This window comes from Paenibacillus glycanilyticus (assembly GCF_023715145.1).
Lineage (GTDB): Bacteria > Bacillota > Bacilli > Paenibacillales > Paenibacillaceae > Pristimantibacillus > Pristimantibacillus glycanilyticus_A.
This window is the reverse complement of the sequence record NZ_JAMBNP010000049.1, coordinates 1-456: the sequence shown is the minus strand read 5'-3', so window position 1 is coordinate 456 and position 456 is coordinate 1. Positions and strand designations below refer to the sequence as shown.

Here is a 456-nt window from a genome sequence, read left to right as displayed (position 1 = left end):
ACTTAAAGAGCTAGGAGAGATATTGAAGTGCGTCCGACGGAACAGCATAAATCCATCGCTAAAACGATTGCAAAGGTATTCGGTGGAACACCAAAAGTAATTCGATACTACGACGATAACAAAGAAAGTTCTGTTGAGGTTTTATCTTGTACGGATAGACCTTGGAATGATGTGGATTCATATTCAACCATACGGTTGTCGGACCATTCTATTGATTTGACAGTAGGTGATGTGTCTTTACGTGTAGAACTTATCGGAGCGTGTAGCAAGGAATTCGATATGTTTCCCAACATCCTTGCAAGCTGTGCCTTTAATGTGATCAACACTAATTTCCCTTGTCATCCTGGAACAATTTATCCCAATGTCGTTCGTTTTTACTTACCTGAAAGTCCATTACGGGACATCATGCTGGTTTCACCGTTTCTATGGGAAGAGAAGCTAACAAGCATCCAGTTC

General features: G+C 41.0%; 1 protein-coding gene. It reads left to right on the top strand.

Annotation, left to right across the window (positions count from 1 at the left end; genetic code table 11):
- Positions 1–27: 27 nt before the first annotated feature.
- The coding region (locus tag M3194_RS30890) for a suppressor of fused domain protein (protein WP_251657962.1) at positions 28–456 on the top strand (429 nt) is incomplete at its 3' end.